The organism is Tsukamurella strandjordii (assembly GCF_039525985.1).
GTDB lineage: Bacteria > Actinomycetota > Actinomycetes > Mycobacteriales > Mycobacteriaceae > Tsukamurella > Tsukamurella strandjordii.
The window spans coordinates 38,559-61,478 of sequence record NZ_BAAAII010000010.1; the positions used below are offsets into that span (position 1 = coordinate 38,559).

Annotated in this window: 22 protein-coding genes; 11 read left to right on the forward strand and 11 right to left on the reverse strand. The window is 68.7% G+C overall.

What is annotated here, in order from left to right:
• Positions 1-11 precede the first annotated feature (11 nt).
• Together grpE and dnaK are read right to left on the reverse strand one after the other, a co-directional pair.
• Positions 12-602 (reverse strand): nucleotide exchange factor GrpE, encoded by a 591-nt coding sequence (gene grpE, locus ABD108_RS18035; protein ID WP_220656766.1) that lies wholly within the window; start codon positions 600-602, stop codon positions 12-14.
• A complete protein-coding gene (dnaK, locus tag ABD108_RS18040) occupies positions 602-2,443 on the reverse strand; it encodes a molecular chaperone DnaK (RefSeq protein ID WP_220656767.1) in 1,842 nt (613 codons plus the stop codon). The genes grpE and dnaK overlap by 1 nt, the downstream gene beginning before the upstream one ends.
• Before the next feature lie 455 nt (positions 2,444-2,898).
• Between dnaK and ABD108_RS18045 the strand changes: the two genes are divergently transcribed.
• Entirely contained in the window at positions 2,899-3,222 is a 324-nt protein-coding gene (locus ABD108_RS18045; RefSeq protein ID WP_220656768.1) for a hypothetical protein, read from the forward strand.
• Positions 3,223-3,281: 59 nt separating this feature from the next.
• Here the strand turns inward: ABD108_RS18045 and ABD108_RS18050 are convergent, their stop codons facing one another.
• Positions 3,282-5,327, reverse strand: a complete 2,046-nt coding sequence (locus ABD108_RS18050) for a heavy metal translocating P-type ATPase (RefSeq protein ID WP_343930985.1) — start codon at positions 5,325-5,327, stop codon at positions 3,282-3,284.
• Between the two features lie 82 nt (positions 5,328-5,409).
• Here ABD108_RS18050 and crtI point away from each other — a divergent pair, with 82 nt between their 5' ends.
• Both crtI and ABD108_RS18060 read left to right on the forward strand, forming a co-directional pair.
• Positions 5,410-6,873, forward strand: a complete 1,464-nt coding sequence (gene crtI / locus ABD108_RS18055; protein WP_343930986.1) for a phytoene desaturase family protein — start codon at positions 5,410-5,412, stop codon at positions 6,871-6,873.
• Between the two features lie 50 nt (positions 6,874-6,923).
• Entirely contained in the window at positions 6,924-7,706 is a 783-nt protein-coding gene (locus ABD108_RS18060; protein WP_220656771.1) for a nucleotidyltransferase domain-containing protein, read from the forward strand.
• An 81-nt stretch (positions 7,707-7,787) separates the two neighbouring features.
• Here the strand turns inward: ABD108_RS18060 and ABD108_RS18065 are convergent, their stop codons facing one another.
• Both ABD108_RS18065 and ABD108_RS18070 read right to left on the reverse strand, forming a co-directional pair.
• Positions 7,788-8,273: an SRPBCC family protein gene (locus ABD108_RS18065; RefSeq protein WP_220656772.1), complete on the reverse strand. Its 486-nt coding sequence runs from the start codon at positions 8,271-8,273 to the stop codon at positions 7,788-7,790.
• 11 nt (positions 8,274-8,284) lie between these two features.
• Positions 8,285-8,620, reverse strand: a complete 336-nt coding sequence (locus ABD108_RS18070) for an ArsR/SmtB family transcription factor (protein WP_220656773.1) — start codon at positions 8,618-8,620, stop codon at positions 8,285-8,287.
• Between the two features lie 158 nt (positions 8,621-8,778).
• Between ABD108_RS18070 and ABD108_RS18075 the strand changes: the two genes are divergently transcribed.
• Genes ABD108_RS18075 through ABD108_RS18090 form a run of 4 tightly spaced genes read left to right on the forward strand, consistent with a single transcriptional unit; the run spans position 8,779 to position 12,592 of the window.
• Positions 8,779-9,672 carry a metal-dependent hydrolase gene (locus ABD108_RS18075; protein WP_220656774.1) on the forward strand — a complete coding sequence of 298 codons (894 nt, stop codon included), beginning with the start codon at positions 8,779-8,781 and terminating at the stop codon, positions 9,670-9,672.
• Positions 9,672-10,817 carry a PDR/VanB family oxidoreductase gene (locus ABD108_RS18080; RefSeq protein ID WP_220656775.1) on the forward strand — a complete coding sequence of 382 codons (1,146 nt, stop codon included), beginning with the start codon at positions 9,672-9,674 and terminating at the stop codon, positions 10,815-10,817. The genes ABD108_RS18075 and ABD108_RS18080 overlap by 1 nt, the downstream gene beginning before the upstream one ends.
• 9 nt (positions 10,818-10,826) lie before the next feature.
• Complete coding sequence (locus ABD108_RS18085) at positions 10,827-11,723, forward strand: alpha/beta fold hydrolase (protein WP_343930987.1); 897 nt, start codon at positions 10,827-10,829, stop codon at positions 11,721-11,723.
• Entirely contained in the window at positions 11,720-12,592 is an 873-nt protein-coding gene (locus ABD108_RS18090) for an alpha/beta fold hydrolase (RefSeq protein ID WP_343930988.1), read from the forward strand. The genes ABD108_RS18085 and ABD108_RS18090 overlap by 4 nt, the downstream gene beginning before the upstream one ends.
• Here ABD108_RS18090 and ABD108_RS18095 read toward each other — a convergent pair.
• Positions 12,534-13,361, reverse strand: a complete 828-nt coding sequence (locus ABD108_RS18095) for a phytoene/squalene synthase family protein (protein WP_343930989.1) — start codon at positions 13,359-13,361, stop codon at positions 12,534-12,536. The genes ABD108_RS18090 and ABD108_RS18095 overlap by 59 nt on opposite strands.
• 72 nt (positions 13,362-13,433) lie before the next feature.
• Between ABD108_RS18095 and ABD108_RS18100 the strand changes: the two genes are divergently transcribed.
• The 3 genes from ABD108_RS18100 (at position 13,434) to ABD108_RS18110 (ending at position 17,069) form a co-directional block, all read left to right on the forward strand.
• A complete protein-coding gene (locus ABD108_RS18100; RefSeq protein ID WP_343930990.1) occupies positions 13,434-14,300 on the forward strand; it encodes an exodeoxyribonuclease III in 867 nt (288 codons plus the stop codon).
• 142 nt (positions 14,301-14,442) lie between these two features.
• Positions 14,443-15,720 carry an alkane 1-monooxygenase gene (locus tag ABD108_RS18105; protein ID WP_343930991.1) on the forward strand — a complete coding sequence of 426 codons (1,278 nt, stop codon included), beginning with the start codon at positions 14,443-14,445 and terminating at the stop codon, positions 15,718-15,720.
• A 116-nt stretch (positions 15,721-15,836) separates the two neighbouring features.
• The gene (locus tag ABD108_RS18110) at positions 15,837-17,069 is read left to right on the forward strand and encodes an oxygenase MpaB family protein (RefSeq protein WP_343930992.1); all 1,233 of its coding nucleotides are present in this window, start codon (positions 15,837-15,839) and stop codon (positions 17,067-17,069) included.
• On the opposite strand, the gene ABD108_RS18115 is transcribed toward ABD108_RS18110, so the two are convergent.
• The 5 genes from ABD108_RS18115 to ABD108_RS18135 all read right to left on the reverse strand — a co-directional run bounded on the left by ABD108_RS18115 (position 17,070) and on the right by ABD108_RS18135 (position 19,832).
• Entirely contained in the window at positions 17,070-17,564 is a 495-nt protein-coding gene (locus tag ABD108_RS18115; RefSeq protein ID WP_343930993.1) for an FBP domain-containing protein, read from the reverse strand. It lies immediately after the preceding gene.
• A gap of 230 nt (positions 17,565-17,794) precedes the next feature.
• Complete coding sequence (locus ABD108_RS18120) at positions 17,795-18,316, reverse strand: TetR/AcrR family transcriptional regulator (protein WP_343930994.1); 522 nt, start codon at positions 18,314-18,316, stop codon at positions 17,795-17,797.
• Positions 18,313-18,795: an SRPBCC family protein gene (locus ABD108_RS18125; protein ID WP_343930995.1), complete on the reverse strand. Its 483-nt coding sequence runs from the start codon at positions 18,793-18,795 to the stop codon at positions 18,313-18,315. The genes ABD108_RS18120 and ABD108_RS18125 overlap by 4 nt, the downstream gene beginning before the upstream one ends.
• 103 nt (positions 18,796-18,898) lie before the next feature.
• Positions 18,899-19,222 (reverse strand): hypothetical protein, encoded by a 324-nt coding sequence (locus ABD108_RS18130; RefSeq protein WP_343930996.1) that lies wholly within the window; start codon positions 19,220-19,222, stop codon positions 18,899-18,901.
• A gap of 58 nt (positions 19,223-19,280) precedes the next feature.
• The gene (locus ABD108_RS18135) at positions 19,281-19,832 is read right to left on the reverse strand and encodes a SanA/YdcF family protein (protein WP_343930997.1); all 552 of its coding nucleotides are present in this window, start codon (positions 19,830-19,832) and stop codon (positions 19,281-19,283) included.
• 136 nt (positions 19,833-19,968) lie between these two features.
• Here ABD108_RS18135 and ABD108_RS18140 point away from each other — a divergent pair.
• A partial coding sequence (locus ABD108_RS18140; RefSeq protein ID WP_343930998.1) for a (Fe-S)-binding protein occupies positions 19,969-22,920 on the forward strand: 2,952 nt, incomplete at its 3' end.

Below are 22,920 nucleotides of genomic sequence, written 5' to 3' on the forward strand. Positions count from 1 at the left end.
ATCACCTCCTTCTAGGACTCTTCCTGATCGGCGCCGGTCGCGCCCGCGCCGGACGCATCCGACTCGGGACGGTCGACCACGGCCACCATCGCGTTGCGGATCACCTTGCCGTCGATCTGATAGCCCTGGCGCAGCACCGTTCCCAGGACGGGATCGGCGCCGTCGCCCTCGTGCTGGACGGCCTCGTGGATGGACGGATCGAACTCGTCGCCCTCGGCGCCGAAGGACTCGAGACCGAGTCCGGCGAGCACGCCGTCGAGCTTGTCGGACACGGACTTGAGCGGGCCTGCTTCGAGGTCGCCGTGGCTGCGTGCGCGGTCGAGGTCGTCGAGGACCACCAGCAGTTCGGCCACCACGTACGCCTTGCCCGCGGCGCGGGCGTCGACCACATCGCGCGCGGTGCGCTTGCGGTAGTTGGCGTACTCGGCGGTCACGCGCTGCAGATCGGCGGTCAGCTCGGCGACCTCGTCCGACGGTGCGTCGGTGCTGTCGGCCTCGGCCGCGGCGGACTCCTCCGCCGCGGCCGTGACAGTCCCTGCCTCGACCCCCTCAGCCTCCGTGTTCACCTCTTCCGGATCCACCGGATTCTCGGGGGTCGTCATTACTTCGCGTCCTTCGGATCCTCGTCGACGACCTCGGCGTCCACGACACCGTCGTCCGCCTGCGCGGACTGCTCGGCGCCCTCAGCCTGAGCCTCGGCACCGGCCTGCGCGTACAGCGCCTGGCCCAGAGCCTGCGACTCGGTCGACAGCTTCTCGACGGCGGCCTTCACGGCGGCGATGTCGGTGCCCTGCAGGGCCTCGTTCGCCTCCTTGATGGCGGCCTCGACCTTCTCCTTGTTCTCGGCCGGAACCTTATCGGCATTCTCGGACAGGAACTTCTCGGTCTGGTTGACCAGCGACTCGGCCTGGTTGCGGGTCTCCGCCTCCTCGCGACGAGCCTTGTCCTCCGAGGCGTGCGCCTCGGCGTCCTTGATCATCCGGTCGATCTCCTCCTGCGACAGTCCGCTGCCGTCGGAGATCTTGATGGTGTTCTCCTTGCCCGTGCCCTTGTCCTTCGCGGTCACGTGCACGATGCCGTTGGCGTCGATGTCGAAGGTGACCTCGATCTGCGGCACGCCGCGCGGAGCCGGCGCGATGCCGGTCAGCTCGAAGCTGCCGAGCAGCTTGTTGTGCGCAGCGATCTCACGCTCGCCCTGGAACACCTGGATCTGCACCGACGGCTGGTTGTCGTCGGCCGTGGTGAAGGTCTCCGAGCGCTTGGTGGGGATGGTGGTGTTGCGCTCGATGAGCTTGGTCATCACGCCACCCTTGGTCTCGATGCCGAGGCTCAGCGGGGTCACGTCGAGCAGCAGCACGTCCTTGACCTCGCCGCGCAGCACGCCGGCCTGCAGGGCGGCGCCCACGGCGACGACCTCGTCCGGGTTGACGCCCTTGTTGGGCTCCTGGCCACCGGTGAGCTCCTTGACCAGCTCGGTCACGGCGGGCATGCGGGTGGAACCACCCACGAGCACCACGTGATCGATGTCGCCCACGGAGATGCCGGCGTCCTTGATGACGGCCTGGAACGGGGTGCGGGTGCGCTCCAGCAGATCGTTGGTGATCTTCTGGAACTCGCTGCGGCTGAGGTTCTCGTCGAGGAACAGCGGGTTCTTATCGGCGTCCACCGTGATGTACGGCAGGTTGATCGAGGTGCTCTGGCCCGAGCTCAGCTCGATCTTCGCCTTCTCCGCGGCCTCGCGCAGACGCTGCATGGCCATCTTGTCCTTGGTCAGGTCGATGCCGTGCTGCGCCTTGAACTTCTCGACCAGCCAGTCGACGATGCGCTGATCCCAGTCGTCACCACCGAGGTTGTTGTCGCCCGAGGTCGCACGGACCTCGACGACACCGTCGCCGATCTCCAGCAGCGAGACGTCGAAGGTGCCGCCACCGAGGTCGAAGACCAGGATGGTCTGCTCCTTCTCGCCCTTGTCCAGGCCGTACGCCAGAGCGGCGGCGGTGGGCTCGTTGACGATGCGGAGCACGTTGAGGCCGGCGATCTGGCCGGCTTCCTTGGTGGCCTGACGCTGGGCGTCGTTGAAGTACGCGGGCACGGTGATGACCGCGTCGGTGACGTCCTCACCGAGGTAGGCCTCGGCGTCGCGCTTGAGCTTCATCAGCGTGCGGGCGCTGATCTCCTGCGAGGTGTAGTTCTTGTCGTCGATGGACACGGTCCAGTCGGTGCCGATGTGGCGCTTGACCGAGCGGATGGTGCGGTCGACGTTGGTGACGGCCTGGTTCTTGGCGGGCTGGCCCACCAGGACCTCGCCGTTGCGTGCGAAGGCGACCACCGACGGGGTGGTCCGCGAGCCCTCGGCGTTGGCGATCACGACCGGGTCGCCGCCCTCGAGGACTGCGACGCACGAGTTGGTGGTGCCGAGGTCGATGCCTACTGCACGTCCCATACTTTCCTCCTATGTTCCGGCCGGTTCGCGGCCGATGGGTTTCATTTGCCTGCTCGTTAGACTTCAGCGCCCCCGGCTCAAGGGGCGAACGCTTCCGTTCTACCTCATTGAGCGCAGGACACTCAAGTCCTACGTGAGTTCCAACGAGCGGTCCGCAGATGTTGTTCCCGATTTCCGAAAAAAGTTGAGCGCACTTCGCGCAACCCTGACGGTGGGTCTGTTCCCGCAGGCAGCCGGGTTCCCCGACGGGGCGCGACCGGCGGCACCGTCGTCCCCCGCGCGGTACCGATTCCCTCCCAGCCCGGCGCCTCCCCCACCGCAGGAACGATCTCCCGTGGGGGACCGACCGGATCGCCCGCGGATCGGCGTGGCGTGGGGGACGACCGTAGAAACCACATGCCGATTCGAGTAGTTCCACTGATCCGATGGGGCGGTCGCCGGGGTGGAATCGGTGTGTGACTACCGCTGTCACTACTCATCGAGATGCCGTCCGCCGCGGCATCGCCCAGATCGCCGCCGGGATCACCGGCGCCGCGATCGCGGTCCTGGTACTCATGGTCTCCGCGCTGCCCGTCGATCCCGAGTCGGAGTTCGACACCGCCGGCGGCACCCGCGAGTACCCGGACGTCGACACCCTCCTGTCGATCGCCATGCTCGCCGGATTCACCGTCCCGATAGCCGCCGCCGTCGGGACCGCGTTCGGCCGCGGCCCGTGCCGAGGCTTCTGCGGCGTCGTACTCGCGCTGGCCGCGTTGTTCATGCACGCGCAGCTCACCTGACCACCGACAGATGTGTCCCCCGGCGCCCACAGGCACCGGGGGACACGCTCCCTCACCGATCAGGCCGCTGCGGGCACCTTCTCGGGCCGCGACTCGTGCTCCACACCCGCGTGCTCCTTGCCGATATCGAAGCGGAGCAGGCGCAGCGCATTGGCCACGACGATCAGCGTCGAACCCTCATGGATGAACACCACCGGCCCCATCGGCAGGCCCATGAAGGTGACGATGATGAGGAAGACCACGATCCCCAGTGAGGCGATCAGGTTCTGCCGGATGATCCGGCTGGTCTGCCGGCTCAGCCGCACCGCGAAGGGCAGCCGGCCGAGGTCGTCGCTCATCAGGGCGACATCGGCGGTCTCGAGCGCGACGGCGGATCCGGCGGCGCCCATGGCGATCCCGACATCGGCCTGCGCCATCGCGGGGGCGTCGTTGACGCCGTCGCCGACCATGGCGCACCGTCGGGCACCCGGACCGGTGGGCTCGGCCTTGCTGCCCGACATGCCCTTGATCTGCGTGACCTTGTCCTCGGGCAGCAGGCCGCCCAGGGCCCGGTCGACACCGACCTCCTTGCCGACGGCGTCGGCCACCTGCTGGTGGTCGCCCGAGATCATCACGATGTCGGTCATGCCGGACTCTCGCAGCCGGTCGAGCACCTCGCCCGCCTCGCGGCGCGGCGTGTCCATCACGCCGATCACGCCGAGGAAGCGGCCGCCGCGGCGCACGATCATCAGCGTGCGACCGCCGGCCTGGAGCCGATCGATATCCGCCGCAACGTCATCGAGCGCGATCTCGGCGTCGGTGAACAACCGGGCGTTGCCGATCTCCACCTCCTCGCCGTCGATCTTGGCGCGCACGCCGCGCCCGGTCACGGACTGGAGATCGGTAGCGGTGAGCTGCGTCTTCGTGCGGTCGGCGATGCCGTCGGAGACGGCCGCGGCCAGCGGGTGATCCGAGAGCTTCTCGACGGCCAGGGTGGTGGCGAGCAGATCGTCGAGTTCCACGCCGGGGGCGGCGACGGTGTCGGTGACCTGCGGCTCGCCCCAGGTGAGGGTGCCGGTCTTGTCGAAGGCGATGGACGAGACCCGGCCGAGCGTCTCGAGCGGCGCACCGCCCTTGATCAGCACACCGGCGCGGGCCGCGCGGGCCACACCGGCCAGCACCGCCGACGGGGTGGCCAGCGCCAGGGCGCACGGGCTCGCGGCGACCAGGACGGCCATCGACAGGTAGAAGGCGTCGGTGAACGGGTTACCGAATCCGAAGTAGCCCACCAGGAAAACGCCGATCACGAAGGCGATCACCGCGGGGACGTAGATGCGCTGGAACTTGTCGAGGAAGCGCTGCGTGGGCGACTTGGCCTGATCGGTGGAGGCCACCAGTTCGACCACCTTGCTCAGCGTGGAGTCCTTGGCGAGTGCGGTGGCCTGCACCACGAGGGCGCCCGAGCCGTTGACGGTGCCCGCGAAGACGCGGTGCTCGGAGGGCACGGTGGTGGGCCGGGCCGCCGCGGCGGCGGGACTGCCCACGGGCTCCTTCTCGACCGGCATCGACTCGCCGGTCACGGCGCTCTGGTCGATCGCCGAGCGGCCGTCGACCACGAAGCCGTCGGCGCTCACCCGGGAGTTGGGGCGGACCAGCACGAGATCGCCCACCGCCAGGTCGTCGACCGACTTCTCGGCGAACTCGCCGGACAGGTTCGACGGTCCGCCGGTGTGCACCAGCGCGGTGCGCGGCGCGAGCTCTGCCAATGCCTCGATCGACTTGGAGGCGCGCGCCAGGGCGTACTCCTCCAGCGCGTGGCCGAGGCTGAACAGGAACAGGAGGACCGCGCCCTCGGCGAAGCGGCCGATGGAGGCGGCGCCGATCGCGGCGACCAGCATCAGGAAGTCGACCTCGAACTTGCCGTTGAGGGTCGAGTGGATCGCGGACCGGATGGTGAAGTAGCCGCCGAAGAAGTAGGTGGCGAGGAAGAAGAAGGTGGCGATGGACGGCTGGTCCAGCGCGTATTCGGCGATCATGCCGCTGACATAGGTGACGCCCGAGGCGATGGCGAAGCCGATCTCCCAGCGCGCCGAATGGCCGGAGTCGTGGTCGTGTTCTGCGCTCATGGGATCAGCGTAGGTGACATATGCATGAATTGCAATATGTTTCTTCGATCGAAGTTTCCGGAGGTCGGTAGGCTTGCCGCCCGTGCACATCGGGATCATCGGGGCGGGACTGGCGGGGCTCTCGGCGGCGCTGCATCTGATCGGTGCGGGACATCGGGTCACCGTGATCGAGCGCGACGGCGCCCCCGGCGGCCGCGCGGGAACCACCACCCTCCACGGCGCCGACGGCCGCGCGCATCTCGTCGATCCCGGTGCCAGCGTGCTGACGATGCCCGAGCTGGCCTTCGACGCGCTCGCCGCGGGCGGATTGGACCGCACCGCCGCCGAAGCGGAGCTCGACCTGTTGCCCGTGCGTCCGGCCTACGCCGGCCGCTTCCCCGCACTCCCCGGCCACGACCGCCCGAGCGTGCTGCACGTCCCCGAGGACCTCCACACCCCCGAGCACTTCGCCTGGCAACAGGCGATGTTCGACGCCGCCTATCCGCGCTTCATCGCGGGCGACGCGGCGCTGCGGTCCTACGCCAATCCGCGCGATCTGGCGGCTCTGGGCCGCATCGTCCGACTCGGCGCGCTCAGTTCCATGCAGCGCCAGGTGGACCGGCGGGTGGACGACGAGCGGGCCCGGCGCATGCTCACCTTCCAGGCGTTGTACGCGGGCGTCAGTCCCGCGGCGGCGCGCGCGGTGTACGCCGTGATCTCGCACATGGATGTGGGCCTGGGCGTCTGGTACCCGCGCGCCGGAATGGGGCGGGTCGCCGAGGTGATGGCACGCCAGGTGGAACGCGCGGGCGGCACGGTACTGCTCGGCCACGACGTGCTCGGTCTGGACGGCCGACGGGGCCGGGTCTGCGGGCTGCGCGCCCGCGCGGACCGCGATGTCCGGCTGGCCCTCGACGCCGTCGTGGTCACCGCCGACGCTCCGATCGCGGACCGGCTGCTGGCGCCGCTGGGTGGACGACCGCCGCGCCGGAAGGTCCGGCTGTCCCCGTCGGCCGTGGTGGTGCACCTCGATGTGGACCCGGATCTGCAGGAGCACTGGCCCACCCAGGCGCATCACACGCTCGACTTCGGCGCCGCGTGGGAGCGCACCTTCGCCGAGATCACGGCCACCCGCGGCCGGGGGCGGCTGATGAGCGATCCCTCGTTCCTGATCACCCGGCCGTCGGTCACCGTCGGCGAACCCGGCCCGGTCTCCGTTCTGGCGCCGTGCCCGAATCTCGAATCGGCCCCGCTGGATTGGGACACCGTGGGCGGGGACTACGTGCGGGACTTCCTCGGCGTTCTCGCCGCGCGAGGCTACCGCGGCATCGACACCGCCGAGGTCCTGCGCATCGATACCCCCGCCGACTGGGCGCGCCAAGGACTTTCGGCGGGAACCCCGTTCGCGGCGGCGCACACGATCACCCAGACCGGTCCGCTGCGGCGCCCGCAGCGGGTTCCCGGTATCGCCAACGCCGTGCTCGCCGGTTCGCTGACCCATCCCGGTGTCGGTGTGCCTCCCGCGCTGATCTCGGGCCGGCTCGCCGCCGGCGCGATCGCTCGGTAGCAGCGAAAATCGCTGGAGCGCAGCGCACTCCCCCGGGTAGCGTCGCGCCCATGTCAGATCGAGCGAATGTCGAGTACGGGGACCGCGACGTGGCGATGCAGGGCGAGATCCTGCGCTCCGTCGTGGGTTCCGACGTGCACGGCATCGCGATCGCGGGCACCGACGATCACGACGAGCTGGGGGTCTACCTGGAGCCGCCCGCTTCGCTGTTGGGCGTGCCGGAGCCGCGGGCCGATTACATCTGGCGCACCCAGCCCGAGGGCGTGCGCAGCGGTCCGGGCGATACCGACCTGGTGATGTACAGCCTGCGGAAGTACCTGCGCCTGGCCGTCAAGGGCAACCCGACGGTGCTCCTGCCGCTGTACGCGCCCGAGGAGTCGCTGGTGAAGGTGACCGCCCTCGGCCGTTCACTGCGAGCACTGCGCGGCGCCTTCCTGTCCCGGCAGTCGGTGGAGCGGTTCCTGGGCTACATGCACTCGCAGCACCAGCGGATGCTGGGCCGTGCCAGCGGTGTGCCGAACCGGCCGGAGCTGGTGGAACGGTACGGCTGGGACGTCAAGTACGGCAGTCACGCGCTGCGCCTGGCGTACCAGGGCCACGAGATCGCCTCGGCCGGGACGCTCACCCTGCCGTTGGAGCCGACGCAGCGCGAGCGCGTGCTGGCCGTCAAGCGCGGCGAGGTGCCGCGGGCGGAGGTGTCCGCGGAGATCGATCGGTTGGAGCGGGCGGTGCGGTCACTGCTCGACGACGGTTGCCCGCTGCCCGAGCGCGCCGACGTTCCGCGGATCACCGCGTGGGCGGTGGCGGCGCAGCGCACGCACTGGGGCTGGTGACGCGTTCACGAATTCGGGTCCGGCGGGCGCACGCGGCAGAATTCTGCCGCGTCGCCCCGCAGGACCCGAATTCGTGAGGACTCACTCCGCGAGGAGGGCGTCGATCTGATTCATCGCCTCGGTCATCCCCTCCGCCATACCCATCTCCAGCACCCGGTCCAGCTGTTCGAGCGATCGATGGGTCGCGGTCACGTTCATCCGGGTGACCTCTCCCGCCGGCGTGATCACCACGGTGGTCGTGGAGTAGTCCTCGGGGTCGACCGGCTCGCCGTCCTCGCCGGCGAAACCGTCACGGAAGGTGAAGGTCGACGGTGCGTCGGTGGACTGCGTCGCGAACCATCCGCCGGCCTTCGTACCGTCGGGTCCGGTCATGTAGTACCGCGACTGGCCGCCCGGGGTGAGCTCATGGCGGACGAAGGTGGCCGGCCAGGTGGGCGGACCCCACCACTTCTCCAGCAGCCGGGGGTCCTCCCACAGCTGCCAGACCTTCTCGGGGGAGGTGGCGAACTCGGCGACCAGATCGAAGGTCAGCGCCTCGCGGTCGCTCGCGGTGGACAGAACGGGCATCTCTCACTCCTTCATCGAGGCTCGTCGAGCAACGCGTCCATGCGCGCCACCCGGCCGAGCCAGAGTTCCTCGTACTCGCGCAGCAGCCGCTGCGCGCGCTGGACGGCCGTGATGTCGGGTCGCACCAGGGCCTCGCGGCCCCGTCGCACCTTGGTGACCAGGCCCGCCCTCTCGAGGACGGCCACGTGCTTCTGGACGGCGGCGAAGCTCATCTCGTATCCCCGAGCGAGCTCGGAGACCGATCGTTCGCCCCCGATCACCCGCACCACGATGTCGCGGCGCGTGCGGTCCGCAAGCGCGTGGAAGAGGCGATCGACCTCGTCCGGCGTCAATTCATCTACAACCATCAGGTTGTAGATTAGCCGTGCGCAGGGATGTGTTCAAGCGAACATCCTCAGATGTCGGAATTGATAGATTCCGGGCTGGACTCTCTCACTTGAACTGGTACCGTTTGCTCGACACTTGGGTGTTGAATGTCAAGACACCCACGGAAGGAGAGGCAGCGATGAGCTCCCGTGCAACGGCCCGTGAACACGAGCCCGCCGAGGTCGAGATCCACGCCCGCAACGTCACCTTCGACTGGGAGAACACTCCGTTGGAGTGGATCCCCGGCGAGCCCGTGGCCAGCGACATCATCAGCAGCATCCTGCACTCCGTACTCCCCGAGGGTGAGCGCTGGTTCTGCGAGGTCTACAACGAGGCGCTGCCCTACGTGAAGGACGAGAACCTCGCCCGCACCATGCGCGGCTTCATCGGCCAGGAGGCCATGCACGCCGAATCGCACGACCGCGCGCTGTCCGAGTACCTCGCGCGTTGCGGCATCGACACCACGCCGGTCGCCCGGCAGTTCGAGTACGTCTTCCGCAAGATCCTCGCGCCGCGCACCTACCGCTCGGATCGCGCGCAGTACAACGACATGGTGCAGCGCCTGTGGCTGATCGCCGCCGTCGAGCACTACACGGCGATCCTCGGCGTCTTCGCCCTGAACAACGCGTGGGACGACTACAACGTGGACCCCACGATGGCCGACATCTGTCGCTGGCACGGCGCGGAAGAGGTCGAGCACCGCAGCGTGGCGCACGATGTGGCGAACTACTTCGACCCCAGCTACTTCCACCGTTGCCGCGCGATGATCGTGGGCATCGTCTTCCTGGTGCTGGCGCTGCACCGGTCCTCCGGCTTCATGCTCCGCAAGGATCCGAACTTCAGCTACTCGTACCCGCGGCTGTGGTGGGAGTACCTCAAGGGCTCGCGCAAGAACATCCTGCCCAAGCTGCGCGACATCGTGAAGTTCACGCTGATCTACTTCAAGCCGCACTTCGACCCCGCGTCGATCGGATCCACCGCGCAGGCCGTCGCCTACCTCGCCACCTCTCCGGCGGCCCGGGCGGCCAACTGATGACCGACCCCAAGAAGGGGCGCACGTCGCCGTCCGTCTTCCGGCCGTGGGGCGAGCCCGTCACCGAGGTTCCGCCGCACCTGTACGGGCGATGGAAGCGTGATCCGTTGCTGCGCTTCGCCAATGCCTTCTTCGGCACCACCATTCCCGCCTTCGCGCACCTGATGCGGCCGCGGCAGCTCGCCGAACCGGACACGTCGCGGCAGCTTCGGGTGATCGGCCGGGAGATCGTGGCGCACGACAAGGACGTGGTCGCCCTCACCTTCGAATCGGCCGACGGTACGCCGCTCCCCCGCTGGACGCCCGGCGCGCACCTCGACCTCATGCTGCCGTCGGGCAGGATGCGCGAGTACTCCCTGTGCGGCGACCCCGCCGAACCGGACTCCTACCGCATCGCTGTGCGCCGCATCCCCAACGGCGGTGGCGGCTCCGTCGAGGTGCACGAGACGCTGCACCTCGGTGCCACCGTGACAGTGAAGGGCCCGCGCAACGGCATGCCGATGGCGGTGCCCGGACACGGTTCTCCCGCACAGCATCTGCGCTTCGTGGCCGGCGGCATCGGCATCACGCCGATCCTGCCGATGATGATCGCCGCCGAGCGGCTCGGCCTCGACTGGTCCATGCTCTACACCGGCCGCTCGACCGACACGATCCCGTTCATCTCCGAGGTCGAGAAGTTCGGCGACAAGGTGGAGATCCGCACCGACGACGTGCACGGAATCCCCACCGCCGACATCCTGATCGGCGACACCCCCGGTCCCACGGCGCTGTACTCCTGCGGCCCCATCCCCATGCTGGAGTCGTTGCGGGTCGGCCTCATCGGCCGCACCGACGTCGAGCTGCACTACGAGCGCTTCTCGGCGCCTCCGGTGGTCGACGGAAAGCCCTTCTCCACCACGCTCGCCGAGACCGACGAGACGATCGACGTGGCCGCCGACGAGACGCTGCTCGCCGCCATCCTCAAGGTGCGCCCCGACGCCCCGTACTCCTGCAAGCAGGGCTTCTGCGGCACCTGCCGGGTGACGGTGACCGAGGGCACCGTCGACCATCGCGATCAGACCCTGACGCCCTTCGAGCGGGAGCAGGGACAGATGCTCACCTGCGTCTCCCGCGCCGCCGGCGATCACCTCACCATCAACCTCTAGAAGGCATTCATGACTGCACAGACCCGCTTCGACGTGCCCACGTCCGACGGTCTCACCCTCGCCGGATTCCGTTACGGCGAACATGATTCCGCGTTGCCCACAGTGGTCGCGATCCACGGCTACCCGGATAACCACCATGTGTGGGACGGTGTGGCCGACTCGCTGTCCGGTCGCGCGAACGTGTACACCTACGACGTGCGCGGCGCGGGCGAGTCCGAGGCGCCCGCCGGCAAGGCCGGATACCGCTTCGATCGGCTGATCTCCGATGTCTCGAAGGTGATCGACGCGGTGCGCGAGCAGTCCGGCGATCGCTCCAAGGTGCACCTGCTGGGCCACGACTGGGGCTCGATCCAGGGCTGGCACGCGGTGGTCGACCCGGCGGTGGCCGACAAGACCGCGAGCTACACCTCGATCTCCGGCCCGAACCTCAACCACGCCGGCGAGTACCTGCAGGGCGCCCGCCGCCCCGCGGATCTGCCCGCCCGGCTGCGCCAGGCCGCCGGATCGACCTACATCCCGTTCTTCCTCGCCCCCGGCCTCGCGGATGCCCTGTACCGGCGCGGCTGGGGACAGAAACTGATCGAGACCCTGGAGAAGCGCGGCACCGGCGGCCGCACCGCCGAGGGCTACACGCGCACCGACCACGACTTCACCAACGGCCTGAACCTGTACCGCGCCAACATGCCCGGCCCGTTCCTCAAGCCGGCCGCGGCCGACACCACCGTGCCGGTGCAGGTGGTCACCCCCGAGGGCGATCTGTTCGTGACGCCGCCGCTGCAGCTGGCCGGCCTGGAGCACTCGCCGAAGTCGCGGCACGTCTCGGTGCCCGGCGGGCATTGGGTGGTGGCGCAGAACCCCGCCCCCGTGGCCGATGTCACCGCCGAGTGGATCGAGGCCAACCGATGATCTCGACCATCTCCGTCAACGGCCGATGGGCGCGCGTGCGCGTCGAGGGCGACGAGTCCAAGCCCACCGTCCTGCTGCTGCACGGCATCACCCGCAGCCTGGAGGACTGGGATCCGCAGTTCGAGGCCCTGTCCGGCGAGTTCCGGCTCGTCGCACTGGATCTGCCCGGCTACGGCTGGTCCGCCCCGCATCCCGAGGGTGCCGGACTGGAGGCCCTGGCCCGCGGCGTCGGCGAGACCCTGGACGCCCTGGGGGTCACCGGCCCCGTTCACGTGGTAGGCAATTCGTTGGGCGGCGCGGTCACGATGACGCTGCTCACGCAACGCCCGGAGCAGGTCGCGACGATGACGCTGGTCGACTCCGCCGGTTTCGGTAAAGAGGTGACGCCGCTTCTGCGTCTGCTCGGCCTGCCGGTGATCGGCAAGCTCATGGCCACCGTTCCGAGCCGGCTGTCCGCGATCATCCAGGAGCGACTGATCTTCGCGGACAAGTCCTTCGCGACTCGCGCGCGGATCGATCACGCGATGGCCATCGCCCGGGAGACCGACGCCGGGCTCACCACCTGGCGCACCGCCGACACTCTCGGTTCCGTGTTGGGCGGCGTGAAGCAGGAGTGGCGCGACGCCCTCCAGACCGCGATCGCGAAGACCCCGCGGCCCACGCTGATCGTGTGGGGCGACCGGGACCAGATCCTGCCGCCCGCGCACCTGGACGCCGCCCGCGCCCTGATCCCGCACGCCGAGGGACACCTGATCCCCGGCGTCGGTCACATGCCACAGCTCGAATGCGCACCCGAGTTCGACGCGCTGCTCACCGGCTTCCTCGCCCGGAACGCGACCCCCGAGCTACGGCGAGCAGCTTCGCAGTAGCCGGGACCCGGATGCGGCCGGCTCGGGCACCGTCGAGCCCGGCTGCCTCCAGGCGGTGCAGCAGAGCGACATAGAGATCGGCGGCGGCGCGCACACCGCGCTGGACGTCGCGCGGGAGCCGGTCGATGCCCCGTCGGGCCTGCTCCAGATCGGAGCGGGCGTCGGCGAGGGCCTCGGCGTACGCCTGCGCTGTGAGCTCGGGCAGGTAGGCACGGCCGAGGCGCAGCTCGTCATCAGTGAGATCGCGCAGGAAGTTGACCTTCTGGAAGCCCGCGCCGAGCCGTCGGGCATCGGGAGCGAGCGCCTCGTAGTCCGACGGTGCCACCCCGTGCAGGTAGGCGCGCAGGCACATCAGCCCCACCACTTCCGCGGAGCCGTGGATGTACTCGGCGAGGGACTCCGCGGTATGCGGCGCGGGTGTGAGATCCGCACGCATCGAGGCGAAGAAGGGGCGGGTGAGCTCGGTCCCGAATCCGGTTGTGCGGGCGGTGTTCGCGAAGGCGTGCACCACGAGATCGGTGCTGAATCCGGTCTGCATCGCGCGCTCGGTGGCGGACTCCAGGCCGTCGAGATGAGCCCTCGGATCCACGGCGCAGGCGCCGTCGACCACTTCGTCGGCCACGCGCACCAAGCCGTAGATCGAGGTGATGTGCGGCCGCACCCGACGCGGCATCATCCTGCTGGCCATCGAGAACGAGGTCGAGTACTGGCGGATCACGACCGCGGAGGCCGCGACGGCCGCCGCCGTGTACCGCTCGGTGGGATCCATATCCCCGATTCTCCCCGACGGGCCGCCGACGTCCACCGATGGCCTGTCGGACCCGACCGATACGGTGGAGGCATGCGCGTCGCCACCTGGAATGTGAACTCGGTCAAGCAGCGGCACGGCCGGCTGCTGGAATGGCTGGACTCGCGGCAGCCCGATGTGGTGTGCCTGCAGGAGCTCAAGCTGACCGACGACGTCTTCGGCACGCTGATCGGGCCCGATCTCACCGAGCGCGGCTACGAGTTCGCCACCGCCGGCCAGCCGCAGTGGAACGGCTCGGCGGTGTTGTCGCGGGTGGGGCTCGACGATGTGGTGGTCGGCATCCCCGGGGCGCCCGCGTTCGATGGCATCGTGGAGGGGCGGGCGATCTCGGCGGTGTGCAACGGGATTCGAGTGCACTCGCTGTACACGCCCAACGGCCGCGAGATCGATTCCGACCACTACCTGTACAAGCTGGAATGGCTGGCGGCGCTGCGGGATCAGGTCGAGGCCGATTCGGTGCCGCAGCTCGTGTGCGGCGATATGAACATCGCACCCACCGATGAGGACGTCTTCGATCCGGCCGCGTTCGTGGGGCACACGCACGTCACCGCGCCCGAACGGGACGCGCTGCGGTCCCTGGAGGCCCTCGGGCTCCGTGACGTGGTGCGCGAGCACTGGCCCACCGAGCAGGTGTTCTCGTACTGGGACTACCGGGCCGGCATGTTCAACAAGAACCTCGGCATGCGGATCGACCTGATCCTCGCGAGCGGCTCGGTCGCCGACCGCACGGCCGCCGCGTGGGTCGACCGACAGGCACGCAAGGGCAAGGGCCCCAGCGACCACGCACCCGTGATCCTGGACCTGGACACCGCTCCCGACGGTGACGTCGGCCCGATGGTGCCGCCACCGTCGGCCGGGCGCGTGTCACCCAAGGGCGCGAAGCTGCCCCAGCAGAAATAGCCTTCCTCCCGCCGCCCGCCGGCATCCGCGGAGTCGATATTCATACCGTGATTGTTGCGTATTTTGCATTGCAATAGGACATTCATACTCTGCATAACATAGTGTTTTATGGGATCGCAATGAATGCCGCTACCATCTCCGCATGCCTAAGAAATACGGCAGCGGCTCCCCACCGAAATTCGCCTGGACAGTCGGGGTCATCCCCGCGTTGTGCAGCGTGGCGCCCTCCTTCCTCGTGGCCATTACCGGTGCGCACATATTCTGGTGGAGCGGGCCGATGCTCGTCGTCGCCGGCGCCCTTCTCGAAAGCACCCGCCGCCGCGATCGGCGCAATCCGTCGCCGGACGAGATCCTCCATCTCACCGAGGACCCGTTTTACAAATGGTGCACCTACGCATTCATTCCCATCAACTTCCTCGGCCTCCTCATCGCATGCGAGATGTGGACGGACGCCGCCCTCGACGGACGCGACCTCATCGGCCTGACGCTGACGATGGGACTGATGAGCGGGTTCGCGATCAACGTGGCCCACGAACTCGGACACCAGAAGAACCCGGTCGAGCGCCGACTGTCCAAGATCGCCACCGCCTCCGTGTGGTACGCCCACTTCCACACCGAGCACAGCAGGGGGCACCACGTCCACGTGGCGACCCCCGTCGACGCGGTCAGCGCACGATTCGGCGAGTCCTTCTACCGGTTTCTGGGCAGGAGCCTCATCGGCGAGTTCCGTTTCGCCATCGAGGCTGAACGCGCCCGTCTGCGGCGCCGGCGGCTTCCGTTCTTCTCGCGGGAGAACGACATCATCCACGGATGGCTCCTCAGTGCCGCCCTCTACAGCGCGCTCACCCTGTACTTCGGCTGGGGCGTACTGCCACATCTGATCTGCCACACCGTGATCGCCCTGGCGTTCCTCGAGTCGGTGAACTACATCGAGCACTACGGCCTCCTCCGGGAGCGCCGCCCCGACGGCCGCTACGAGCGCTCCGGGCCACAGCACAGCTGGAATAGCACCCTGCCGGTCACGGGCCTGGCGACGTTCCACCTCCAACGCCACAGCGATCATCACACCCACCCCGGCCGGCGGTATCAACTCCTGCGCATCGACGAGCATGCGCCCGAACTTCCCGGCGGATACGGCCAGATGGTTCTCCTCGCGCTCGTCCCCCGCCTGTGGAGCCGAGTGATGAATCCGCGCGTGCTCGCGCTCTACGGCGGCGACATCACGCGGGCCAATCTCACGCCCGAACTGCGCCGCCTGCACGGGCAGCCCGGACACCGCCGAGTCCTTCTCGCCCGCACCGCTCGCCGCACGGGGCTTCGATCCCGTCGCCTCACATCGGGTGCATGCACGGCACGCACGACGCGCCCACTGTCGGCCGATGAGATGGTCCACAGCCTTTTGGGCAGTTCCCTAAGCTAGCCTTAGCATTTGAAGTTGCATCAGTCGGTCAACCCTCTCTAATGTCCGGGGAATCGTTTTCGCACCGCTGACGTGTCAGCGAATCCACGCGGATCGATTCGGGAGGCGGGACGGGCGTGAACGAACTCAAGCGACGTGACGTGATCAAGGCGGTCGGCATAGTCGGGACCGCCGGTGCCGCCGCCGCACTGGGTGCCGGGCCGGCACTCGCTGCGCCGGACACGGCACCGCCGTCGTCGGCGCTGGGCAGTGGCATCGGACCGGATCCGAGGCAGCTCTGGGACGCCGAAGGCGATCCCCTGATGGCGGCCGTACTCGAACGCGGAGACGCCGAGCGGGTCAACCGCGTCCTGGCCGAGTGGACCACCAACGGCCAGCCGATACCCGCGGGACTCCCCGCCGATGTTCGTGAATTCATCGAGCATGCAAGGAAACTGCCCGACTGGCTCGATCCCGACCGGATGCGCGGGGCCGACAGTTTCTATCAGAAGCGCAGCTTCTATCTGTCCACGATCATCGGCTTCTCGGGCGGGCTGATGATGTCGGTGATCCCGCGGGAATCACGCGCCGTGTACTGGTCCAAGGGCGGCTCGAACATGAAGGTGCGGATCGCCAAGACCTACAAGCTGGTCTACGACTCGATCGCCGTGGGTGCCTACGGGCCCAACGGGAGGATGATCGTGACCGCGGTCAAGACCCGCATGACGCACGGCGCGGTGCGCCATCTGCTGCCGCAATCCCCGCATTGGCGCCGCGTCGCCACCGAGACCAAGCCGATCTCCCAGGCCGACATGATGGTCACCTGGCACAGCCTGGCCACCATGGGCATGCGGGTGATGTCGAACTGGGGAATCCGCCTGCCGGAGGACGAGCGGTCCGGGCTGCTGCACTCGTGGCAGCTGCACGGCCACATGCTCGGCATCGGCGACGCCTACATCCCCGCGACCTGGGATCAGGCCGAGGCCCTGGCGCAGCAGAACCTCGACCCAATCATGGGCCCGACCCGCGAGGGCGTGAAGCTCGCGAACATGCTCGTGGACCTGGGTCGCGACATCGACGGACGCATCCTGTCCCGCCCGGTACTCGAGGCCTTCACTCGATACTCCCTGGGCGACAAGCTCACCGACTGGATGGAGCTGCCGCGGCAGCCCTTCTGGGAGGGCCTGCTGGCCGCGACGTGGCCGCTCTACGTGGGGATCCGCGAGGGGGCGTTGGAGCGGAACGCGTTGCCACCGGAGCTCTATCACCAGATGGACGAGCTGGCGAAGTCGCTGGAGCTCGCCTACCTGGGCGAGTTCCGTCCGGTGAACATCACCATCCCGACCACGAACAATCCGAACTACCGCTGATCAGTCCTCGGTACTGAGCACCTCGGCGACGAAACCGGTGACGCGGCGGCGCAATTCGGCGAGGTTCTCCTCACGGATCAGGTCGAGATCGGTGCCCTTGTGGAAGGCCGGCGGAAGCTTCCGGGCGTTCGCGGCGCAGCTGAAGTCCTCGCAGACCATGACGCCGATCGTGTCTCCCTTGCGGCCGGCCGGGCCGCCCCGCCGGACGGTGAACAGGACCGCCTGGCTGGTGATGTTGACGTCGCAGCACCAGGTGCACATCACCTTCGCCTTGGGCTTGCCCTCGGCGCGGGTGAACAGGAGCGTCACCTGTCCCTCCGGCATGGGAACCGAGACGTAGGCGCGGCGCGGCATCTTCCTGTCGTTCCATCCCAGGAACTCGAGTCGATCGAAGCGGATGTCGTCGAAGTCCTGCGGGAAGGTGACGCGCTTGACCTCGCTCTTGGTGGCGCCACGGAAGGAGTCGAGGATCTGCTGCTGAGTGAGTGCGTGCATGGTTGAACCTTTTCTGGAACCCCGGATCACGACGATCGGGGTGAAGAGTGTGTGGGCAGAGCAGCGCAGCCGGTCCAGCGGATCGGCTGCGGGGCGTGGTCATCTGCCGTGGCGCACAGCGCCGGACACTCCTCCTCGGTTCACGCCCACCACTCTACCCGCGACACCCTTCGAACTTCGACATGATTTCGCGGGCGGCGTCCACGAGAGCCCACAACGGCGTCGACCTTCTACGCGAACCGCGCCGCCAGCCGGTGCCAGGTCTCATCCGGAGCGGCGCCCGTGGGAAAGCGGCCATCGATCTCCAGGATCGCCATGCCGTGCGCCGACGCCCACAGCGCCTGAGCCGCGTGCGCGTCACCGGTCACCTCGAAGAAGGGTGCACCGGACCATTCCTCAAGGCCGTCCGGGAGCGACGTTCGGTCGAGCGGTCCCACCGTGGCCAGGCGATAGAGATTCGGATTGGCGCGAGCGACCGCCCGATATCGCCGCAGGAGCTCGGCGACATCCGTCGTGGGGCGCAGCGCAGCACCGGATTCCGCGAGTGCCACCGCGACCAGCGCCGTCTTGACGGCGTCCTTGCTGGCGAAGTGCTTGTATAGCGACGGTGCGCGGATCCCGACCTCGTCGGCGAGTGCCCGCATCGTGACGGCGCCCCAGCCCTCGCGTTCCAATAGCCCCCGCGCCGCTGCCACGATCTGCCGCGCGCGTGGGCCGAGCGCACGCAGCGGATCGAGGTCGTCGGGGGTCACCGGCCGATCGTAGCCAGCACCCGGTCGCGGAGCGCAGCGTTGGACTCGGCGAATGCATCGCCGACATCGATCGCGGCACCGGCCACCGGGACCAGCACACCGCGGAACCGCTCCCCCTGCGTGAGCCGGGTGCCCGTCGCGGTGGCCTCCAGTCGGAAGTAGTGCTCGCCGTCCATCAGTCCGGGGATCAGCACCCGACCCACCCAGCGGAACTCGCGAGCCGGCTCAGCGGCGAGCACCGTCGGCGAGAAGCTCATCGCGCTGCCGTTGTTCACCACCTGCACCTCGTTCAGCCGGTTCCCCACCGCCGGTGTTCCGTCGATCCTTCGGACCATGGGGTTCCAGTCGGGATACGCATCGAAGTCCATCAGTACCGGCCAGACCGCCTCCGGCGGCGCCGCGATCTCGATCGACCGTTCGTCCACCTTCTCGCGGTACATCAACGCGCCGATCAGCGCGATCGTTGCTGCGATTCCCACTGTCCATTTCACGGCGACCTCCGGCTAACGTTGTTAGCATCACGGTAGGCGAACATTGTTAGCCTCGCAAGGCCGAGCGTCTTCGCCGCCACATCGATTGCGATCAGCAGGAGGATTCGAAGGTCTCGACGTTGAGCCATTGCAACAGGCCGGTACACAGAAGCAGGGCCACCACCACGACGACGCCGATCACCCGCGCCCGCTTCGATCCGTAGACGAGCAGGGCGGCGGCGGCACCCGACACGATCAGGCAGACGCCCATCCAGACGAGGCCGAGGAGCCCGAGGGCGAAGCGACCGCCCGCATCCACTCCCATGCCGCACGTCTCATCAGCCTTGACGAACAACAGCGCCCACGAGCCGTAACCGAGGGCGCCGCTGGCGAGAATGATCGCCAGCACGATCAGTGCGCGACCGAACTCGATCACAGCTCCCCGCCACGTCGTCCCGCCACCATCCGCCACGACGCGACTTTACCGAAATGAATCAGCGGTTTCGAGTGATGTCCAAGACGGCTTTCGGGCGGGACAGGAGGTACTCGCGCGAGAGGTTGCGCACCCAGGCGCGGCGGGTGCACCCGCACTCGGCCCGCACCGCATCGGCATCGAGACCGAGGTGACGCGCGAGCGCGGCGGCCCGCCGGGCGTGGAAGAACTGCGAGACGAGCAGCACCCGGTGCACCCCGAACAGATCCCGGGCACGCCGGCAGGCGAGGTACGTGTCGAGCCCCTCACCATCGGTGAGCAGCGCATCGTCGGGCACGCCACGGGCACGCAACCACCCCGTCATGACCTCGATCTCGTCGCCCGAGGTTCCGTTCGCATTCCCCGAGACCAGGATTCGCTGCACCGCACCCCGCTGGTACAGCCGCAGCGCGGCCTCCAGGCGGCCCTCGACGAACGAGCCGGGGCGGCCGCCGAGGACGGAGGCGCCGAAGGCGATGGCGACCGGCGCGGGCGGCGCATCGTCGGGCGAGAAGAGCGGGCCCGAGCCCGTCAGCCCGGCCACCGCGTCACGGAGCCGGGTGACGTATGCCATATCCCCACCCTACCGAGGGTCGAGTTAGGTGAACCTTCACGCAGGGGCCGGTTTATCCGCAATCTACCGTTGAGTCAGATGCTGGCTCGGTCCGGCGGTACTGACGAGTACCTGCAGGACAGAAAGGTGCACGACAGTGGACACCGACATTTTGGCCGCCGCAACGGCTGAATCCAACGCGCTCACCCTCACGCTGGGCACGATCGGCGCGATCGCCTTCGCGCTCGGCTGGGCGATCTTCTTCCGCGGGGCGCTCCGCATGGTGCGGATCATCGCCAAGGGGCAGTCCGCGCCCGATCGCTGGACGCCGTTCATACCGCGCGCCGCCGAGGTCGTGGTCGAGTTCCTCGCCCACACCAAGATGATCAAGAACCGCACCGTGGGCATCGCCCACTGGATGGTGATGATCGGCTTCCTCGCCGGTGCCATCCTCTGGTTCGAGGCGCTGCCGCAGACCTTCGACCCCGCCTTCCACTGGCCCGTCATCGGCTCGTGGCCGATCTACCGGTTGATGGACGAGCTGCTCGGCATCGGCACCGTGGTCGGCATCCTGGTGCTGATCATCGTCCGGCAGGTCAAGCACCCGCGTAACCCCGAGCTGTTCTCCCGCTTCGCCGGCAGCAAGTTCCTGCCCGCGTACACGATCGAGGCCATCGTCTTCGTCGAGGGCCTCGGCATGATCCTGGTGAAGTCGAGCAAGATCGCCACCTACGGCGACGCCGACCCGGTCACCGATTTCTTCACCCGGCACGTGGCCACGCTGCTGCCCGCGAGCCCGAACCTGATCACGGTGTTCGCCTTCGCCAAGCTGATGTCCGGCGTGATGTTCCTGCTCCTCGTGGGCAGCAACCTCACCTGGGGCGTCGCGTGGCACCGCTTCTCGGCCTTCTTCAACATCTACTTCAAGCGCGAGCTGGGCAGCCGCCGCGCGCTCGGCGCCGCGAAGCCGATGATGTCGGGCGGCAAGGTCCTGGAGATGGAGACCGCCGATCCCGATAACGACGCCTTCGGCGCGGGCCGGATCGAGGACTTCTCCTGGAAGGGCTGGCTCGACTTCACCACCTGCACCGAGTGCGGCCGCTGCCAGAGCCAGTGCCCCGCCTGGAACACCGGCAAGCCGCTGAGCCCGAAGCTGCTGATCATGGGCCTGCGCGACCACGGCTACGCCAAGGCGCCGTACCTGCTGGCCGGTGGCAGCACCGATATGGGCGGCGACGAAGTGGGCCTGGTCGGCAAGGACGGCGAGGTCCAGACCGACAAGCTGGAGAAGATCCCCGCCGAGGCCCGCGCCGAGGCGGCCCGTCCGCTGGTCGGTCCGGCCGGCGAGGGCGACGACCTCGGCGGCGTCATCGACCCCGAGGTCCTGTGGAGCTGCACCACCTGTGGCGCCTGCGTCGAGCAGTGCCCGGTAGACATCGAGCACGTGGACCACATCGTGGACATGCGCCGCTACCAGGTGCTCATCGAGTCGGAGTTCCCGCACGAGCTGGCGGGCCTGTTCAAGAACCTCGAGAACAAGGGCAACCCCTGGGGCCAGAACTCCAGCCAGCGCACCGCGTGGATCGACGAGATGGACATCGAGATCCCCGTCTTCGGTGAGCACACCGATTCCTTCGACGGCTACGAGTACCTGTTCTGGGTCGGCTGCGCCGGCGCCTACGAGGACCGCGCCAAGAAGACCACCAAGGCCGTCGCCGAACTGCTCGACGTGGCCGCCGTGAACTTCCTCGTGCTCGGCCAGGGCGAGACCTGCACCGGCGACTCCGCACGCCGCGCGGGCAACGAGTTCCTGTTCCAGATGCTGGCGCAGCAGAACATCGAGCAACTCGATGAAGTGTTCAGTGGTGTTCCCCAATCGCAGCGCAAGATCGTGGTCACCTGCGCCCACTGCTTCAACGCCCTGGGCAACGAGTACCCGCAGGTGGGTGGCGACTACGAGGTGGTCCACCACACCCAGCTGCTGAACAAGCTGGTGCGCGAGAAGCGCCTGGTGCCCGTGGCGCCCCCGAGCGAGGACGTGACCTACCACGACCCCTGCTACCTGGGCCGTCACAACCAGGTCTACGAGGCCCCGCGTGAGCTGATCGGCGCGTCCGGCGCCACCCTCAAGGAGATGCCGCGGCACCTCGAGCGGTCCATGTGCTGTGGCGCCGGTGGCGCGCGCATGTGGATGGAGGAGCAGCTCGGCAAGCGGATCAACATCGACCGCGTCGACGAGGCCCTCAACACGCTGTCCTCGACGCCCGAGGCCACGCCCAAGAAGATCGCCACCGGCTGCCCGTTCTGCCGCGTGATGCTGTCCGACGGCGTGACCGCACAGACCGCCGATTCGGACGCTCCGGCGCCCGAGGTGGTGGACGTGGCGCAGATGCTGCTCGAATCGGTCAAGCGCGGCCTGCCCGAGGGCATCGTCCTCGGCAACCCGAACCGGAAGACCGACGGTGCGCCCGCCGAGGTCGCCACCGAGGCTCCGGCCGAGGTCGAGGCCGCTCCGGCCGCCGCGACGGCCACCGCCACGGCTCCGGCCGAGAAGAAGGACGCGAAGCCCACCGTGGGCCTCGGACTGGCCGGTGGCGGTAAGCGCCCCGGTGCTCCGAAGCCCGGTGGCGCACCCAAGCCGGGCGGCGCCAAGCCCGCAGCCGAGGCTCCGGCAGCGCCTGCGGCTGAGTCCGCGCCTGCGGCTCCGGCCAACCCCGCCGTGGGACTGGGTCTCGCCGGTGGCGCGAAGCGTCCCGGCGCACCCAAGCCCGGTGGCGCCAAGCCCGCCGCCCCGGCCTCCGAGGCCCCCGCGGCCGAGGCTCCGGCTGCACCCGCGGCTGAGTCCGCGCCGGCGGCTCCGGCCAAGCCGGCCGTGGGGCTGGGACTCGCCGGTGGTGCCAAGCGTCCGGGTGCGAAGAAGCCCGGCGCCCCCAAGCCTCCGACGGCCGCACCCGCGGCTCCGGCGGAGGCGACCGCACCGGCGGAGGCACCCGCTGCCGAGACCGCAGCGCCTGCCGCACCCGCTGAGGACCGGACGCTGAACACGGCGGGCGAGTCCAAGGCCGCCGGCTTCGGCATCGCCGCGGGCGCCAAGCGTCCCGGACCGAAG

Bases quoted from the DNA above. Each gene is read 5' to 3' on its own strand.
- ABD108_RS18065 (WP_220656772.1), bottom strand. From the start codon at position 8,273: ATGCCCGTTCTGTCCACCGCGAGCGACCGCGAGGCGCTGACCTTCGAT.
- ABD108_RS18135 (WP_343930997.1), bottom strand. From the start codon at position 19,832: ATGGCATACGTCACCCGGCTCCGTGACGCGGTGGCCGGGCTGACGGGC.
- ABD108_RS18115 (WP_343930993.1), bottom strand. From the start codon at position 17,564: ATGCACGCACTCACTCAGCAGCAGATCCTCGACTCCTTCCGTGGCGCC.
- grpE (WP_220656766.1), bottom strand. From the start codon at position 602: ATGACGACCCCCGAGAATCCGGTGGATCCGGAAGAGGTGAACACGGAG.
- ABD108_RS18060 (WP_220656771.1), top strand. From the start codon at position 6,924: ATGTCAGATCGAGCGAATGTCGAGTACGGGGACCGCGACGTGGCGATG.
- ABD108_RS18050 (WP_343930985.1), bottom strand. From the start codon at position 5,327: ATGAGCGCAGAACACGACCACGACTCCGGCCATTCGGCGCGCTGGGAG.
- ABD108_RS18085 (WP_343930987.1), top strand. From the start codon at position 10,827: ATGACTGCACAGACCCGCTTCGACGTGCCCACGTCCGACGGTCTCACC.
- ABD108_RS18095 (WP_343930989.1), bottom strand. From the start codon at position 13,361: ATGGATCCCACCGAGCGGTACACGGCGGCGGCCGTCGCGGCCTCCGCG.
- ABD108_RS18090 (WP_343930988.1), top strand. From the start codon at position 11,720: ATGATCTCGACCATCTCCGTCAACGGCCGATGGGCGCGCGTGCGCGTC.
- ABD108_RS18100 (WP_343930990.1), top strand. From the start codon at position 13,434: ATGCGCGTCGCCACCTGGAATGTGAACTCGGTCAAGCAGCGGCACGGC.
- ABD108_RS18105 (WP_343930991.1), top strand. From the start codon at position 14,443: ATGCCTAAGAAATACGGCAGCGGCTCCCCACCGAAATTCGCCTGGACA.
- ABD108_RS18080 (WP_220656775.1), top strand. From the start codon at position 9,672: ATGACCGACCCCAAGAAGGGGCGCACGTCGCCGTCCGTCTTCCGGCCG.
- ABD108_RS18070 (WP_220656773.1), bottom strand. From the start codon at position 8,620: ATGGTTGTAGATGAATTGACGCCGGACGAGGTCGATCGCCTCTTCCAC.
- dnaK (WP_220656767.1), bottom strand. From the start codon at position 2,443: ATGGGACGTGCAGTAGGCATCGACCTCGGCACCACCAACTCGTGCGTC.
- ABD108_RS18075 (WP_220656774.1), top strand. From the start codon at position 8,779: ATGAGCTCCCGTGCAACGGCCCGTGAACACGAGCCCGCCGAGGTCGAG.